The 15,254-nt window shown below is 72.3% G+C and carries 19 protein-coding genes; 10 read left to right on the top strand and 9 right to left on the bottom strand.

Translation table 11 applies throughout. The features are described 5' to 3' along the window. Positions 1–6: 6 nt before the first annotated feature. Positions 7–792: a Vps62-related protein gene (locus ACZ5UI_RS02355; protein WP_464193830.1), complete on the bottom strand. Its 786-nt coding sequence runs from the start codon at positions 790–792 to the stop codon at positions 7–9. Positions 793–819: 27 nt separating this feature from the next. Here ACZ5UI_RS02355 and ACZ5UI_RS02350 point away from each other — a divergent pair, with 27 nt between their 5' ends. The 5 genes from ACZ5UI_RS02350 to ACZ5UI_RS02330 are packed head-to-tail and all read left to right on the top strand — an operon-like array spanning position 820 to position 3,763. Beyond that, on the top strand, positions 820–1,605 hold the full coding sequence (locus ACZ5UI_RS02350) for an Fpg/Nei family DNA glycosylase (protein WP_464193828.1): 786 nt from the start codon (positions 820–822) through the stop codon (positions 1,603–1,605). Further along, positions 1,602–2,615 (top strand): UDP-N-acetylmuramate dehydrogenase, encoded by a 1,014-nt coding sequence (locus tag ACZ5UI_RS02345; protein ID WP_464193826.1) that lies wholly within the window; start codon positions 1,602–1,604, stop codon positions 2,613–2,615. Before ACZ5UI_RS02350 ends, ACZ5UI_RS02345 begins: the two co-directional genes overlap by 4 nt. Further along, positions 2,605–3,297: a DUF6518 family protein gene (locus tag ACZ5UI_RS02340; protein ID WP_464193824.1), complete on the top strand. Its 693-nt coding sequence runs from the start codon at positions 2,605–2,607 to the stop codon at positions 3,295–3,297. Before ACZ5UI_RS02345 ends, ACZ5UI_RS02340 begins: the two co-directional genes overlap by 11 nt. Beyond that, on the top strand, positions 3,294–3,434 hold the full coding sequence (locus ACZ5UI_RS02335; RefSeq protein WP_464193822.1) for a hypothetical protein: 141 nt from the start codon (positions 3,294–3,296) through the stop codon (positions 3,432–3,434). The genes ACZ5UI_RS02340 and ACZ5UI_RS02335 overlap by 4 nt, the downstream gene beginning before the upstream one ends. A gap of 5 nt (positions 3,435–3,439) precedes the next feature. Continuing rightward, positions 3,440–3,763 carry a YbjQ family protein gene (locus tag ACZ5UI_RS02330; protein ID WP_464193820.1) on the top strand — a complete coding sequence of 108 codons (324 nt, stop codon included), beginning with the start codon at positions 3,440–3,442 and terminating at the stop codon, positions 3,761–3,763. A gap of 6 nt (positions 3,764–3,769) precedes the next feature. Here ACZ5UI_RS02330 and ACZ5UI_RS02325 read toward each other — a convergent pair whose 3' ends face one another. Then, positions 3,770–4,348 (bottom strand): N-acetylmuramoyl-L-alanine amidase, encoded by a 579-nt coding sequence (locus ACZ5UI_RS02325; protein WP_464193818.1) that lies wholly within the window; start codon positions 4,346–4,348, stop codon positions 3,770–3,772. Between the two features lie 430 nt (positions 4,349–4,778). On the opposite strand from ACZ5UI_RS02325, the gene ACZ5UI_RS02320 reads away from it, so the two are divergent. The 4 genes from ACZ5UI_RS02320 (at position 4,779) to ACZ5UI_RS02305 (ending at position 8,230) form a co-directional block, all read left to right on the top strand. Beyond that, a complete protein-coding gene (locus ACZ5UI_RS02320; protein ID WP_464193816.1) occupies positions 4,779–6,164 on the top strand; it encodes an ammonium transporter in 1,386 nt (461 codons plus the stop codon). Next, positions 6,161–6,532: a P-II family nitrogen regulator gene (locus ACZ5UI_RS02315; protein ID WP_464193814.1), complete on the top strand. Its 372-nt coding sequence runs from the start codon at positions 6,161–6,163 to the stop codon at positions 6,530–6,532. Before ACZ5UI_RS02320 ends, ACZ5UI_RS02315 begins: the two co-directional genes overlap by 4 nt. A 73-nt stretch (positions 6,533–6,605) precedes the next feature. Continuing rightward, complete coding sequence (locus ACZ5UI_RS02310; protein WP_464193812.1) at positions 6,606–7,580, top strand: sensor histidine kinase; 975 nt, start codon at positions 6,606–6,608, stop codon at positions 7,578–7,580. After that, complete coding sequence (locus ACZ5UI_RS02305; protein WP_464193810.1) at positions 7,577–8,230, top strand: response regulator; 654 nt, start codon at positions 7,577–7,579, stop codon at positions 8,228–8,230. Before ACZ5UI_RS02310 ends, ACZ5UI_RS02305 begins: the two co-directional genes overlap by 4 nt. Positions 8,231–8,257: 27 nt before the next feature. On the opposite strand, the gene ACZ5UI_RS02300 is transcribed toward ACZ5UI_RS02305, so the two are convergent. The 3 genes from ACZ5UI_RS02300 to ACZ5UI_RS02290 are packed head-to-tail and all read right to left on the bottom strand — an operon-like array spanning position 8,258 to position 9,950. After that, on the bottom strand, positions 8,258–8,620 hold the full coding sequence (locus ACZ5UI_RS02300; RefSeq protein ID WP_464193808.1) for a DUF6027 family protein: 363 nt from the start codon (positions 8,618–8,620) through the stop codon (positions 8,258–8,260). Continuing rightward, the gene (locus ACZ5UI_RS02295; protein ID WP_464193806.1) at positions 8,617–9,570 is read right to left on the bottom strand and encodes an agmatine deiminase family protein; all 954 of its coding nucleotides are present in this window, start codon (positions 9,568–9,570) and stop codon (positions 8,617–8,619) included. Before ACZ5UI_RS02295 ends, ACZ5UI_RS02300 begins: the two co-directional genes overlap by 4 nt. After that, positions 9,567–9,950, bottom strand: a complete 384-nt coding sequence (locus ACZ5UI_RS02290) for a hypothetical protein (RefSeq protein WP_464193804.1) — start codon at positions 9,948–9,950, stop codon at positions 9,567–9,569. Before ACZ5UI_RS02290 ends, ACZ5UI_RS02295 begins: the two co-directional genes overlap by 4 nt. Before the next feature lie 41 nt (positions 9,951–9,991). On the opposite strand from ACZ5UI_RS02290, the gene ACZ5UI_RS02285 reads away from it, so the two are divergent. Next, a complete protein-coding gene (locus ACZ5UI_RS02285; RefSeq protein WP_464193802.1) occupies positions 9,992–10,408 on the top strand; it encodes a PIN domain-containing protein in 417 nt (138 codons plus the stop codon). 59 nt (positions 10,409–10,467) lie between these two features. Here ACZ5UI_RS02285 and ACZ5UI_RS02280 read toward each other — a convergent pair whose 3' ends face one another. The 4 genes from ACZ5UI_RS02280 to ACZ5UI_RS02265 all read right to left on the bottom strand — a co-directional run bounded on the left by ACZ5UI_RS02280 (position 10,468) and on the right by ACZ5UI_RS02265 (position 15,238). After that, the gene (locus ACZ5UI_RS02280) at positions 10,468–11,925 is read right to left on the bottom strand and encodes a MauE/DoxX family redox-associated membrane protein (protein WP_464193800.1); all 1,458 of its coding nucleotides are present in this window, start codon (positions 11,923–11,925) and stop codon (positions 10,468–10,470) included. Positions 11,926–11,929: 4 nt separating this feature from the next. Beyond that, complete coding sequence (locus ACZ5UI_RS02275; protein WP_464193798.1) at positions 11,930–13,138, bottom strand: hypothetical protein; 1,209 nt, start codon at positions 13,136–13,138, stop codon at positions 11,930–11,932. A gap of 96 nt (positions 13,139–13,234) precedes the next feature. Next, positions 13,235–13,960: an AAA family ATPase gene (locus ACZ5UI_RS02270; RefSeq protein WP_464193796.1), complete on the bottom strand. Its 726-nt coding sequence runs from the start codon at positions 13,958–13,960 to the stop codon at positions 13,235–13,237. A gap of 78 nt (positions 13,961–14,038) precedes the next feature. Then, positions 14,039–15,238, bottom strand: coding sequence for an acyl-CoA dehydrogenase family protein (locus ACZ5UI_RS02265; RefSeq protein WP_464193794.1), 1,200 nt, complete (start codon positions 15,236–15,238; stop codon positions 14,039–14,041). Positions 15,239–15,254 lie beyond the last annotated feature (16 nt).

Raw genomic sequence — 15,254 nt, 5'->3', positions numbered from 1 at the left:
GCACGCTCAACGATACCAGCGACGGCGGGTCCGCCACAAGGCGACCGCGCTGAGCACCGCCGCGACCCCGATCGCGCCGGCGGCCAGCACGCGCTCGCGCCCGTCGCAGCGACCGACCTCGTCGCAGCCGGGCGCGCAGGGACGCGCGGCGGCCGCCCACGCGTCGGGATCCGACCAGCGCCCCTGCTCCTGGAAGGCCGGACCGCGCGGGGAGTCCTGCTCGGACGGGTTCCACCAGGCCGCCCGCGCACCGCCCCAGCGCCCCGGCCAGCGCATCCACCCGGGCGCATCGGCGTCGACGACGACCAGCCGCGGCCGCAGCACCGGGCCCCGGCCGTCGGCCTCGTCGTTGGGATCCGGCCACGTGCGGTCACGCACACCGCGCCGCGGATAGGACGCGTGCGAGCCGTGCGCGACGTAGACCACCGGCCGCGCGCCCGACCAGCCGCAGCGCTCCGCGCCGCTGTGCTGGGCGTAGACCGCCGAGACGGGTGCGCCGCCGTCGTCGATGCGCAGTTGGACCATCTCCCAGTCGCCGGCATGGCGGCCGGTGCGCACGATGCCGCGATCCTGGTCCTGGCCCGCGTAGTAGAGCCAGTACTGCAGCCACGCCCCGCCGGCCCGCGAGCGCACGGCCCGCCCGTAGACCGCCGGGCGCCGATCGGCGCCCACCCCGGGTACCACGCCCGCGGCGGCGGCCACCGACGTCAGCGGATAGCGCTCGTGCGAGTCGAGCACGACCACGGGCGTGTGCGCCGCCAGCGCGGCGGTGAGGGCGGCGGCGGCGAGCATCGACGTGACCGTCATACCCTGATTCCCATGCCGGAGCTGCCCGAGGTGGAGCGCGCCCGTGCGCTGATCGCCGAACGGGCGCTCGGGCGGCGCATCGCGCGCGTCGACGACACCGACGCCTACGTCACGCGGCCGCACGTGGCCGGCGAGATCGCCGGCGCGCTGACCGGCCGCGAGCTGACGTCGGCCAACCGGCGCGGCAAGGCGATGTGGATCGAGACCGACGGCGGCGAGGGCCCGACGCTCGGACTGCACCTGGGGATGGCGGGCCGGATCGTCGTCGACGACCGGATCGAAGGCGACTACTGGGAGTCCGGGGACAGCGGGAACCCGGTGTGGAACCGCTTCACGCTGGAGTTCGAGGACGGCGGCCGGCTCGTGCTGCGCGACCGCCGCCGCCTGGGTCGCGCGGTGCTCGACCCGCGCATCGACCTGCTCGGCCCCGACGCCGCGGAGATCTCGCGGGACGCGTTCCGCGAGCGGGTCGGACACGGCGCCGCGCCGCTGAAGGCGCGGATCATGGACCAGGCGGTGCTGGCCGGCGTGGGCAACCTGCTGGCCGACGAGGCGCTGTGGCGCGCCCGCCTCTCCCCCCTGCGCCCCGCCGGGAAGCTCAGCGAGGAGGACCTCGACCGCCTGCGCCGCGACCTGCGCGCGGCGATCCGCTCGGCGATCAAGCACGGCGGCGTCCACACCGGGGACTTCATCGAGCACCGCACGCGCGACGGCCACTGCCCGCGCTGCGGCACCGCGGTACGCCGCGCCACGGTCGGCGGCCGCACGACGTACTGGTGCCCCAAGGAGCAGGTGTGACCGCCACCGCGCTGGCACCGCTGACCACGCTGCGCCTCGGCGGCCCGGCGCGCGACCTGATCACCGCCCGCCGCGAGGACGAGCTGGTGGCCATCGTGCGCGAGCTCGACGCCGCGGGCGAGCCGTTGCTGATCCTGGGCGGCGGCTCCAACGTCGTGATCGCCGACGCGGGCTTCGACGGCACGGTCGTGCGCGTGCTCACCCGCGGGATCGCCGAGGACGAGGCCACCCTGACCGTCCAGGCCGGCGAGCCGTGGGACCCGGTCGTGGCGCGTGCGGTCGGCGACGACCTGGCCGGGATCGAGTGCCTGTCGGGGATCCCCGGGGCCACCGGTGCCACGCCGATCCAGAACGTCGGGGCCTACGGCCAGGACGTGGCCCAGACGATCGTCGCCGTGCGCGTGCTCGACCGCCCGAGCGGGCGGGTCGTGGAGCTGCCCGCCGCCGACTGCGGCTTCCGCTACCGCTCCAGCGCGTTCAAGGGGCGCGCCGATCGCGTCGTGCTCGCGGTGCGTTTCGGCCTGACCGCCTCCCCCCTCTCGGGCCCGATCGCCTACGCCGAGCTGGCGGCCAAGCTGGGCATCGCGGTCGGCCAGCGGGCGCCGCTGGCCGACGTGCGCGACGCCGTGCTCGAGCTGCGCCGCGGCAAGGGGATGGTCGTGGATCCCGCCGACCCCGACTCGATCAGCGCCGGGTCGTTCTTCACCAACCCGATCCTCGACGCCGCCGCGTTCGCCCCGCTGGGCGAGCAGGGCGCGCCGGCCTGGCCCGAACCCGATGGGCGCATCAAGACCTCGGCCGCGTGGCTGATCGGTCGCGCCGGCTTCGAGCGCGGCGACACGCGCGGCTCGGTCGGCATCTCGACCAAGCACACGCTCGCGCTCGTCAACCGCGGCGACGCGACGACCGCCGAGCTCGTCGCGCTGGCCCGCGAGGTGGCGGCCGGCGTCCGCGAGCGCTTCGGCGTCAACCTCGTGCCCGAGCCGGTGTTCGTCGGGCATGCCTGGTGAGGGGCTGACCACCGGCCGGGTCATCGCCGTCGCTCTGCTGACCGCGATCGCGGCGATCGGCCTGGGCGTGGCCGGCCGCTACGCGGGCAACGCCGGGCTGCTGGCCCACGCCGGGCCGATCGCCGAGCCCGCGGCCAAGCTCGGTCCGTGGGCGATCGCGCTGGGCGCCCCGTGGCTGGCCGTCGCCTGGGTGCTCGGCGCCGTCGCCCGCAAGCCGTGGCTGGGCGCCGCGGCGGGCGCCGTCGCGCTCGTCGGCGGCACCGGCGCCTGGTACGCCTTCACCGTGTGGCAGCGCGGCCGCGGCGCGCTGGACTACGCCGTGCCCGTGGCCATCGGCTGGAGCATGGCCGCGGTCGCCGCGGGCGCCGTGTTCGGGGGCGCCGGCGCGCTGTGGCGCTCGGGACGCAACGACGTGCTGCGCGCGCTCGGCGCCGCGGTGCTGGCCGGCAGCTTCATCGGCGAGGCGATCGAGCTGGCCACGATCTGGGACGGTCGCGCCGCCCGCTTCGTCCTGGCCGTCGAGTTCCTGCTCGGCGTCGCGCTCGTGTTCGCGCTGCTGATCCGCTGGCCGCGCGCGCTGATCCTGGGCCTGGTCTTCACCGCGATCGTCGCGCTGGTCGCCGCCGGGGCCGAGCACGAGGTGCGCCACGCGCTGCGCCACGTCGGCTGGGGCGGTCTGTGATCGAGGTCAGAGCAGAGCTGCGGCCCGGCGACCTCGGCGCGATCGCCGGTTTCGTGCGCACCGACGCGACGCCGAGCGACCGCTGGGGGCCGGAGATCCTCGTCGAGCGGTACGAGCTCGTGTTGTCGGTAGGTTGACGGGCATGCTGATCGTCACGATGAACGACCTCCCTGGCTGGGACATCGACGAGGTCCTGGGCGAGGTCTTCGGCCTCACCGTCCGCTCGCGCAACGTCGGCTCCCAGATCGGCGCGTCCTTCAAGTCGCTCGTCGGCGGCGAGCTCAAGGGCATGACCAAGCTCCTGGCCGAGGGCCGCGAGCACGCGACCGAGCGCCTGATCGAGGAGGCGACCGCCAAGGGCGCCGACGCGATCGTGGCCTTCCGCTTCGACACCTCGGAGCTGGGCACGACCTGGACCGAGATCTGCGCCTACGGCACCGCCGTCAAGGCGACCAAGCGCGCGTAGCCCGGCTCAGCCGCCGAGCAGCTTGCGATAGCGCACCATCGTCGGGCGCGTCATGTCGCCGTGCGTCTGCGTCTTCAGGCGCTCGACGCGCTCGTGGTGGTAGGGGCTGCTGAGCGACTCGGCGTGCCCGATGACGTTGCTCGTCGTGACGCCGTAGGTCGACTGCAGCCAGCGCGTCAGCTTCAGCGACGCGTTGAGCTGCTGCTTGTCGCCCATCACCTGCGCGTCGCTGAGGCCGACGTGCTCGATGCCGATCGCCGTGTCGTTGAGCCCGACCGTGTGGCGGCACATGAGCGCCAGCGGCACCAGCTGGTGGATCGTCCCGTCGGTGTCGATCACGAAGTGCGCGCAGGTCCCCGGCAGCTCGTGCAGCTCGGGGTCGGCCACGTCGGCGGCGAACGTGTTCCAGGTCGCGCTGTAGGAGCTGTTGGCCGTGTAGTGCTCGACGATCACCTTCGGGTTGGTCAGCGAGAAGGTGTTGCGACCGTAGTGGCGTTGCGCGTAGGCGCGCATCTCGCGCTTGCGCTTGACCGGGAACGGAATCGGGCTCTGGACGATGGCGGGCGGTGGGACGTCGGCGACCATGTCATCACCGTAGCGATTCCACGCCTGCCACATATTCAGGCAGCACGAGACGGACGCACTTACACAGTAAGTCGCGACAGATACTTCACCGTATCGGACGGCACCCGGATCGCCTATGGGGAGTGCTCCCCATCTTTGGTCGGGACGGCGCCTCTGCCCGATCAGAAAGCCAAATATCGCGGGCAGAGGCGCCGGAGTCCCTTGCACTCTCACCTCGGCGAGGTGGAGAAGCCTGTATAGCGGATCGTCACGAAAAAGTGCGCCGATCGGCCATTTATCGACACTCGGGATAAGCGCTCACACAGTTCTTTCGACATCCGGCCAATGACCGGGTGAAAGGTGACCCGAAGGATGAGGACGCTTGGTTGCGTACTGAACCCCAGGAGGGTCTATGCCTCATCCCCGCTTGGCGCGGGCCGCCGCTTTCGGCGTGCTTGCGTCCTTGCTGCTGCCCACGACCGCGCTGGCCCAGGACGGTCCCGCGCTGGAAGACATCGCCGGCTCGCTGGACGTCACGTGGATCATCATCGGCACCGTCCTCGTCTTCTTCATGCAGGCGGGTTTCGCCTTCCTGGAGATCGGCTTCTCCCGCGCGAAGAACGCCGGCATGGGGATCGCCAAGATCCTCGTGAACTTCTCCATCGCCTCGATGGTCTGGTGGGCCGTCGGCTTCGCGATCGCGTTCGGCGGTGGTGGTTGGCTGGCCGGCGACAGCGGCTGGTTCTTCCAATACGGCACCGAGGTCAGCGGCACGCCCGCGGCCGGCGCCGACACCGCGTTCTTCGCCTTCCAGTTCATGTTCTGCGCCGTGTCGCTGGCGATCGTCTGGGGCTCGACGCTCGAGCGCATCAAGTTCGGCGCCTACATCATCTTCGCGATCATCTTCTCGGCGATCATCTACCCGCTGATCGCCCACTGGGGCTTCGGCGGCGGCCTGTTCGCCGAGATCGGCAACGGCGTGCAGGACTTCGCCGGCTCCTCGGTCGTGCACCTCACCGGCGCGACCGCGGCGCTGGCCGCGCTGATCGTCCTCGGGCCGCGGCGCGGCAAGTACGGGACGGACGGCAAGCCCCGCCCGATCCCCGGTCACAGCATGCCGCTGTTCGGCCTGGGCGTCCTGATCCTGTGGCTGGGCTGGTTCGGCTTCAACGCGGGCTCGACCCTCGGCGTCGCCGACAACCGCTTCGCCGAGGTCGTCGCGGTCACCAACCTGGGTGCGGCGGGCGGCGTGATCGGCGCCTCGCTGATGATCTACATCCTGTGGAAGAAGCTCGACGTGGGCATGACCGGCAACGGCGCGATCGCCGGCCTGGTCGCGATCACCGCCCCGTCCGGCTACGTCGAGTTCTGGGCCGCCCCGATCATCGGCTTCGTGGCCGGCGTGATCGTCGTCGTCGGCGTGATCGCCATCGAGAAGAAGCTCGACGATCCGGTCGGCGTGCTCGCCGCGCACGGTCTGTGCGGCATCTGGGGCACGCTCGCGTGTGGCCTGTTCACGTCCACGCGCCTGGCCGAGTACGTCGGCGTCGGCGATCCGGGGCTGTTCTACTCCGGCTCGTTCAAGCAGCTGGGCGTGCAGGCGGCCGCGGTCTGCCTGACGTTCATCGCCGTGTTCGTGCTCTCGATGATCTCCTTCACGTTGATCAAGGCGACGATCGGGATGCGCGTGTCCGAGGCCGACGAGGATGCCGGACTGGACATCTCCGAGCACGGCATGTACGGCTACCCGGAGCAGTTCATCCCGGCCGCTGAGCTCGAGAGCTACGGAGCGATCGCGCCCCGCCCGGCCACCACCGAAGGGGTTTCCGCGTCATGAAGATGATCGTTGCCTATGTCCGGCACGAGGCATTCGAGCCGGTTCGCACGGAGTTGCTGAACCTCGGCTTCCCGTCGATCACGATCTCGGAGGTCAAGGGCTCCGGCCGCCAGAAGGGGATCACGGAGCGCTATCGCGGCGCCGAGCTGACCAACTACCTGCGGCCGAAGATCAAGCTCGAGTGCGTCGTCGCCGACGGCGACGTGCAGACGATCGTCGACACGATCCTCAAGCACGGCCGCACCGGCGCGGTGGGCGACGGGAAGGTGTTCGTCATGCCCGTCGAGCAGGCGTTCCGCGTGCGGACCGGAGAGTCCGGCGAGGAGATCCTGCAGTCCCACCCCGACGCCTCCGGCGCCGGGTCCTAGCCGGGCCACCGGGTGTCGTGGCGGGCGGCCGGACCGCCCGCCACGACACCGGCCCTGGGCTATAACCGCTGACATGCCCCTGATCTGGCGCGTCCTGCTCGGCAACGCCGTGGTCGTCACCACCGGCGCCCTGGTGCTGGCGATCACGCCGATCACCGTGAGCTCGCCGGTGGCGGCCGAGCAGGCCGCGGTGCTGATCGTCGGCGGCCTGCTGATGGTCGTCATCGACTACCTGCTGCTGCGCCAGTCCTTCCGCCCGCTGCACGAGCTGACGCGGGCGATGCGCGAGGTCGACCTGCTGCGCCCCGGCGCCCGCCTGGCCATCGCCACGAGCGATCCGCAGGTGCAGGCGGTGACGCAGTCGTTCAACGAGATGGTGCGGCGCCTGGAGGACGAGCGCCAGCTCAGCGCACGCCGGGCGATCGCCGCCCAGGAGGCCGAGCGGCTGCGGGTGTCGCGCGAGCTGCACGACGAGGTGGGCCAGCTGCTGACCGGCGTCCTGCTGCGCCTGGCCAGCGTCGAGCAGCGCTCACCCGAGGCGATGCGGCCCGAGCTCTCCGACGCGCGCGAAGAGCTGCGCCGGACGATGAACGAGGTGCGCGAGATCGCCCAGCAGCTGCGGCCGCCGGTGCTCGAGGAGCTCGGCCTGGTCAGCGCGTTGGCCGCGTTGGCCACCGATGTGGCGCACCGGTCGGGCATCACCATCGAGCGCGACCTGGACCGGTCGATCGAGGCGCTCCCCGACGCGGTCGAGGTGGTCGCCTACCGCGTCGCCCAGGAGTCGCTGACCAACGTCGTCCGTCACGCCGCCAGCGACGCGGCCACCCTTCGCCTGGCGGCCGACGGCGACGGCGCGATCGTGCTGGAGATCGGCGACCGCGGCACCGGCTTCCGCGTCCCGGCGACGCCCTCGACCAGCGGCCTGGCCGGCATGCGCGAACGCGCGCTGCTCGTCGGCGGCGAGCTGGACGTCTCCTCCGCGCCGGGGGCGGGCACGACCGTGCGCCTGCGGCTGCCGACCGCGGCGACCCGGGCGCGGGCGGCGTGAGCGCGGCGGCCCGGATCCTGCTGGCCGACGACCACGCGGTCGTGCGCCAGGGCCTGCGGCTCGTGCTCGACGCCCAGGAGGGCCTGCAGGTGGTGGCCGAGGCGGGCGACGGCGGCGAGGCCATCGCCCGCGCCGCGGACGACGACATCGACCTGGCCATCCTCGACGTGTCGATGCCCACGATGTCGGGGCTGGAGGCCGCCGCCCAGCTCGCGCGCGACCACCCGCGGATGCGCATCCTGCTGCTCTCGATGTACTCGCACCCGAGCTTCCTGTACGCCGCGCTGCGCGCCGGCGCGTCGGGCTACGTCCTGAAGTCCAGCGCCGACCGGGACCTGGTCGCCGCCTGCCGCCAGGCGCTGGCCGACGAGCCCTTCCTGTACCCCGAGGGGCTGGAGGCGATGATGCGCGAGTACCTGGCCGACCCCGACGCGGTCGAGCTCCCGCTCAGCGAGGCGCTGACGCCGCGCGAGCGCGAGGTCGTCGGGCTCATCGCCGACGCGCAGACGACGAACCAGATCGCCGAGGCGCTGTGCATCAGCCCGCGCACGGTCGAGCGCCACCGCGAGAACATCCTGGCCAAGCTGGGCATGCGCGACCGCGTCGAGCTGACCCGCTACGCGATCCGCTGGGGCCTCGTCGATCCCTGACCGACGGCCGCGCCTCGACTGGTCGGTCTACGGCTGACCGGACTCCAGCGGGGCGCGCAGCCAGCTCAGCATCCCGCGCACCCGCGCGTAGGCGGCCAGGCGCGCGGCGTCGTCGCCGGCCGCCTCGGCTTCGGCGATCGGCTCCCACAGGCGCTGCACCATGCTCGGCCCGAGCTCCAGCAGGCCCGCGCTGCCCTCGCTGGCCCAGCGGGCCAGCACGTAGCGGGCGATCACGCCGGCCGGGATGCCCAGCGCCTCGGCCATGCCGTCGAGGGTCTCGGTCGGGTCCAGCTGGCTGAGCTCGGCGACCTGCTCCTTGAAGCGCGCGTCCGGGTCGTCGGGGGCGATCGGGCCCGACCAGCGCTCGAGGCGCAGGAGCGGCTCGGTCACTGCGGATCTCCCGGCACCGGCAGCGCCAGCGTGGAGATCCCTCCCCCGCCGAGGGCGAGCGCGACGGCGGGCACCCCGATCGGCTCGCGCTCGGGGTAGGCCAGCCGGTAGACCTCGATCGCGCGCTCGTCGAGGACCATGTCGCCCGTCTGGGGCACGATCACGGCGTCGTTGCAGGCGTAGCCGGCCAGGTACGGGAAGGGCGCGTCGTCGTCGGCGTAGGCGGTCACGTCGAAGAGCAGCACGTCGATGCCCGCCCGCTGCAGGCGCTGCGCGGCGTCGGTGAGCGTGTCGTAGTCGACGTGGTCGTCGTCGGCGTGCTGCAGGAGCACGTCGCCGGAGGGGACCGGCTTGAGGAAGCGGTCGACGTGGCCGTCGGTGTCGTCGTCACTGTCCAGCCCGCGAGCCAGCCACACCACGCGCGCGACGCCGAGGCGCTTGTGCAGCTCCTCCTCGACCTGCTCGCGGGTCCAGCCCGGGTTGCGGTTGGGGTTCAGCAGGCAGGACTCGGCGGCGATCAGGACGTTGTCGTCGGTGATCGCGATCGCGCCGCCCTCGAGCACCAGCGGCGAGCGCTCCAGGCGCAGGCGGGTGAGGTTGGCGATCCGCTCGGGCAGCGTCCCGTCGTCTTCGACGGCGTAGCGCCCGCCCCAGCCGTTGAAGCCGAAGCCGAGCGCGCGGTCGGAGGTGATGATCGGCCCGGTGTCGCGCAGCCACGAGTCGGCGATCGGGGACTCCCACAGCTCGACGGCGCCCGACAGCATCGAGCGTGCCTCGGTCGCGTCGCCCAGGTTGGCGATCACCGTGACGGGCTCGAACTCGGCGATCGCGTTGGCGATCTCGGCGACCTCCTCGGTGGCGTCGTCGACGTCGTCCCAGCGCTCCTCGCGACAGGGCCAGCCGATGAGCGTGCGCTCGTGGGATTCCCACTCAGGTGGGAGCCGGCTCACGAGGCGTGCGGCTTCGCGCGACGCGTGCGCGTGCGCTCTTCCTGCTTGTCGGCGACGCGCTCGATGAGCTGCAGGATCTGCGTCGGGCCGGTGGCCTTCGCCTGGCCGTACATGAACGCCTCGCGCCAGTCGGCCACGCGTCCGTCCTTGGCCATCTCGTTGAAGAACGCGCGCGGCACCTCGACGCGCACCTTCGCGTCGGCGGCGATGTCCTTGGTGACCGTCGGCCCCGGGAACTCGATCCGGTACTGCTGCGTGTCGCCCCGCCCGCGCAGGTCCAGGCCGACCACGAGCTTGAGCGGCTTCAGCGCCGGGATCTCGTCGAGGATGCGGTTGACCGCGCCGGTGATCAGGTCAGCGGTATCGGAGGCCGAGGACACGAGACGCGAGTCTAGTGGGCCACTCGGTGATGCTGTGTCGCGTGCCCGCGCTGCGCTGCCTGATCGACTCGATGGTGTTCGACGCGATCGTCGCCGAGCCCGACTGCCTGCGCGTCGTCGATCGGCTGACGAACACCGGGCGGCTGGAGCTGCTGGCCGCCGCGCGGACGATGGAGGAGATCGCCGCGGTGACCGACGACGAGCGGCGGCGCTGGCTGCAGAAGGTCCGCGTGCTCGTGGTGCCGCCGCCCCGGCCGCACATCGCCTTCCGCGGCCTGATGTCCGCACCGGGCGTCGGCGAGGCCGATGCCCGCATCGCCCTGACCGCGCTGGAGCACGGCGTCCCGCTGGTCACCGAGGACCGCGACCTGCGCGACGCCGCGGCCGCGCAGCTGCCCGAGCTGACCGTCTGGCGCTGGGCCGCCGACCTGCGCCCGAGCATCGGCGAACTGGCCTAGGCGCCAACGTTGGCGGAGAAATCCGTGACCATCGCGGATAACTCCGCCAACGGGGTGGCCTAGCGGGCGAGGGCGAGGACGGCCGGCGCGCCGACGCCCAGCGGCGCGGCCACCCGGCCGCTGCTGTCCAACAGGACGGCGGACGGGGTGCCGACCGCGCCGAACGCGGCGCCGACGGTGAAGCCCGGATCGAGCGCGATGCGCCCGGGGAGGCCCTGCGCGCGGTTCTCCTCGGCGGTGCCCGAGGAGACGAGGATCAGCTCGGGCGCGTCGGGGTCCAGCGGCCAGGCGCGCAGGTCGTCGGCCATCTGCTGACAGAACCCGCAGGTCGGGTTCCAGAACACGAGCAGGCGGGCGCGCGAGCGCGGGTCGGCCAGCTCGATCGGCTCGCCGTCGAGGTCGACCAGGCTGAGCGCCGGCGCGGGCGTGCCCACCGCGAGCTCCGGGGTCTGCTTGGGCGCCGGCGGCAGCACCTGGAGCACCGGCGGGGCCGCGCCGGTCAGCGCGGCCACCAGCGCGGCGATCGCGTCGGCGCCGGGCGCGGCGGGCTGCGCGATGCGTCCGTCCGGGCCGATCGCCATCGCGGTCGGGGTGGCCGTGCAGTTGTAGGCGTGGGCGATCTCGGCGCGCTCCTGCAGCAGCACCGGGCCGACCTGCTGATCGCCGACCTTGACGCGGTTGGCGTCGCGTCCGCCCTGCGAGACGACCGCGAAGGTGAGCCGGTCGGCGTGCTCGCGTCGCCAGGCCGCCACGCGCGGCAGCAGCTCGCCGCACGGGCCGCAGTCGGCCGACGCGAACACGAGCACGAGCGGACGGCCGGGCGCCAGCAGCGCGTCGAGGCCGAGTGGGATGCCGTCGAGGTCGGGCAGCGTGAACGCCGGTGCGGGCGTCCCCACCTCCAGGCCGTAGCCCGCGTCGTCCCAGGCGGCGATCTCGTCGGGGTCCTCGTCGAAGGCCTCCAGCTCGTCCAGCCGGCGCAGGATCCGTCCGTTCTGGCGCAGCAGCGCGAGCAGTAGCCCGCCCTGCGCGACGAGCGCGGTGCCCAGCACGATCACCGCGGCCAGCAGCCAGGCCTGCGTCGAGTCCAGGCCGCCGATCCAGCCCCACGGGCTCGCGCCGGGGTCGCTGGCCACGAGCGGCACCACCGCGACCGCGCCGAGCGCGACGTTGCGCACGAGCGTGCGGGCGCCGGCGGGCTCGGAGTGCAGGGCGCCGAAGCAGTGGCACTCGGGCGCCTCGCCGCGGGCCATCGCGCGGGCGATGGCGACGACGAACGCGGTCAGGAGCGCGAGCGCGACGATCGCGCCGACGCGGGCGGTCGCGGGCACCAGCAGCAGCCCGGCCGCGACCAGCTCGACGACCGGCAGGGCGATGGCGACGATCCCGACCAGGCCGGATGGCACGCCGAACCCAGCGGCCGCGGTCCGCGAGCCCGCGCGATCGCGCAGCTTCGCGGCGCCGGCGACCGCGAACACGGCGGCGAGCAGCAGGCGGGCGATGAGGGCGGCGGTGGCCATCGCGCTAGGCGCAGATCGGGTTGCCGCCGTTGAAGGTGCAGACCTGCGAGCAGCACTGGGCGGGGTTGTTGAGCGTGCACGACTGACCGGCCGCGCGGCAGGGCGCCGCGCAGATCGGGTTGCCGCCGTTGTTGTTGCAGACCTGCGAGCAGCAGGCGCCCGGGTTGTTCAGGCTGCACGGCTGACCGTTCGCGGTACACGGCGCCGCGCAGATCGGGTTGCCGCCGTTGTTGTCGCAGACCTGCGAGCAGCAGGCGCCCGGGTTGTTCAGGCTGCACGGCTGACCGTTGGCGGTGCAGGGCGTGGCGCAGATCGGGTTGCCGCCGTTGTTGTTGCAGACCTGCGAGCAGCAGGCGCCCGGGTTGTTGACGGTGCACGGCTGACCGTTGGCGATGCAGGCCGACGGCGCCGAGTTCGCGCACGCACCGGCCGTGCAGACCTGGCCGGCCGCGCAGGCCACGCCGCAGGCGCCGCAGTTGGCCGCGTCGGTGGTCAGGTTCACGCACGCGCCCGAGGGACACAGCGTCCCCGCGCACGTGGAGGTGCACACACCGGCGCTGCACACCTGGCCGGGCGCGCAGACCTTGCCGCACACGCCGCAGTTGGCCGGGTCGGTGGTCAGGTCGGCGCAGACGCCGCCGCACAGCGCCTGGCCGGGCGGGCACACCGTGCCGCACACACCACCGGCGCACACCTGGCCGGAGGCGCAGGCCACGCCGCACGCCCCGCAGTTGTGGTCGTCGGTGGCCAGGGTGACGCAGGCGCCCGCACAGGCGGCCTGGCCCGTCGCGCACGTCGTCGTGCACACACCGTGCGAGCAGACCTGGCCGGGCGCGCAGACCTTGCCGCAGGCGCCGCAGTTGCGCGGATCGCTGGCCACCTTCCGGCAGGCGCCGCCGCACCGCTTGTTGGGCTTGGCGCAGGTGCACTTCCGCGACTTGTGGCGTCCGGGGACGCACACCTCGTTCAGCGCGCAGCAGCCCTTGCTGCAGCGCACGTGCCCCTTGGCGCAGGTACGTCGCCGCGGGGTCTTGGCCTTCGTCGCCGCCAGCGCCGGCGTCGACAGGGCGCCGGAGGCGACGGTGACGCCGGCCACCAGCGCAGCGCCGTCGCGGACCAGCGTGCGCCGCGAGACGCCGTCACCGCGGGCGACGTCGTCCAGCCACTCCGCGGACGCGGGACGATCGCCCAGCTTGCGCGCCAGTCTGTCCAACCAGTGCTTCGAGCCGTCCCCGCCGAGTCCCACCGGTACACCCCTGTCCGGATTGTCGGCGCGACGCTACCACGGACCCGCGGTTCAGAACCAGTGTCAGATCTCGTCTCCGAGCGCGGCGCGTAGGTACCGCGCGGGCGCCTCGAGAAAGCCACGAGTGAAGCGGACGGTGTCGAGGTCGTCATAGGCCGTCTCGGCGATCCCACGGTCGTCGAGCTCGTAGATGCGCGCGCCGGGACAGGCGAGCAGGATCGGCGAGTGCGTGGCGATCACGAACTGGGCGCCGGACCGAGCCGCCCGGGTGATCACGACGAGGAGCGCGAGCGCGCCCGTGACCGACAGCGCGGCCTCGGGCTCGTCGAGGATGTAGAGACCGTCACCGGCGAAGCGGTGCTCGGCCAGCGCCAGGAACGACTGGCCGTGCGACTGCTCGTGCAGCTTGACGCCACCGTAGATCGAGACGTCCGGCGTCGTCTCTGGATCACCGTCGTCGACAAGCTGGGCGACGTTGAAGAAGCTCTCTGCCCGCAGGAAATAGCCGCCGAACGGCCGATGGTGGGTCAGCGCGGCCTCCAGCGTGCGATCGAGCACCGGCCGCGGCACGGCCGGACGCTGCCCCATCTGCTGCAGCTCGCCACCGTGCTCCGCGAACCCCATTGCCGCGGCGATCGCCTCGATCAGCGTCGACTTGCCGGTGCCGTTGTCGCCCGCGAGCAACGTGACGGGCGCGTCGAGGCGCAGTTGCGAGTGATCGCGCACCGCGGGCACGTCGAACGGAAACCCCTGTCCCCACGTCGCCTCGGTACGGACCAGACCCGTCACGAACGGGCCTGGTCCGAAGACCCGGCGATCATCGCGGCGCGGTGGTGACACGGATGCCGAGTTGTCCGATCGGCCGCGTCAGATCTTGTTGCGCTCCAGCAGCTTCTTGCCGATGACCATCTTCTGGATCTCGGAGGTGCCTTCGCCGATGAGCAGCAGCGGGGCGTCGCGGTACAGGCGCTCGATCTCGTACTCCTTGGAGTAGCCGTAACCGCCGTGGATGCGCAGGCACTCCTCGGCGCAGAAGCGGGCGGCCTCGGAGGCGAACAGCTTGGCCATGCCCGCTTCCATGTCGCTGCGCACGCCGGCGTCCTTCAACCGCGCCGCCCGGATCGTCAGCAGGCGCGCCGCCTCGGTCTGGGTGCCCATGTCGGCCAGCTTGAACGTGATCGCCTGATGCTCGGCGATCGGCTTGCCGAACGTCTTGCGCTCCTGGGAGTAACGCAACGCCAACTCCAACGCCCGCTGCGCCACACCGACACCGCGCGCGGCGACGTTCACCCGCCCGACCTCCAACGCATCCATCATCTGCGAGAAGCCACGGTTCAGGCCGCCGTCCTCGCCACCGAGGATGTTCTCCGCCGGGCACTTGTACCCGTCGAAGACCAGCTCGGTCGACTCGACGCCCTTGTAGCCCATCTTGCGCAACTGCGGCGGCACCGTCAGACCCGGGTTGTTCGGCTCACCCGGCTCCTTCTCCGCGATGAAACACGTAAAGCCCCTGTGGCGCGGCGACGCGTCCGGATCGGTCTTGACCAGCGTGAACACCAAGCCGGAGCGCAGGCCGTTGGTCACCCACATCTTCTGGCCGTTGATCTCATACGTGGCGTCGTCGATCTTCTTCGCGCTGGTCTTGATCGCCTGCACGTCAGAGCCCAGCTCCGGCTCCGACAGCGAGAAGGCGGCGCGGATCTCGCCCGTGGCCATCACCGGCAGGTACTTCTGCTTCTGCTCGTCGGTCCCGTACTTCATCAACAGATACGAGCCGATGAAATGCGTGTTGATCACGCCGGAGATCGAGATCCACCCACGCGAGAGCTCCTCCACGATCATCGCGTACGTCGTGAGATCAAGCCCCATCCCGCCGTACTCCTCAGGGATCGTCACCCCGAACAGGCCCAGCTCCTTCATCTGCTCCACGATCGGCCCCGGGAACGAATCCTCGTGGTCGTAGTGCTCTGCGTTGGGCAGGATCTGCTCGTCGACGAACTGACGCACCATCTCGGTGATCGCCTTCTGTTCGTCCGTCTTCTCCTCGAACGGGACGGCAACGGCCATGGGTTCGGGTCCTCCA

The sequence above is a fragment of the Conexibacter sp. JCM 18997 genome (assembly GCF_055391915.1).
Note: the sequence above shows the minus strand (reverse complement) of the source record. Positions and strands in the feature narration are given on the sequence as shown.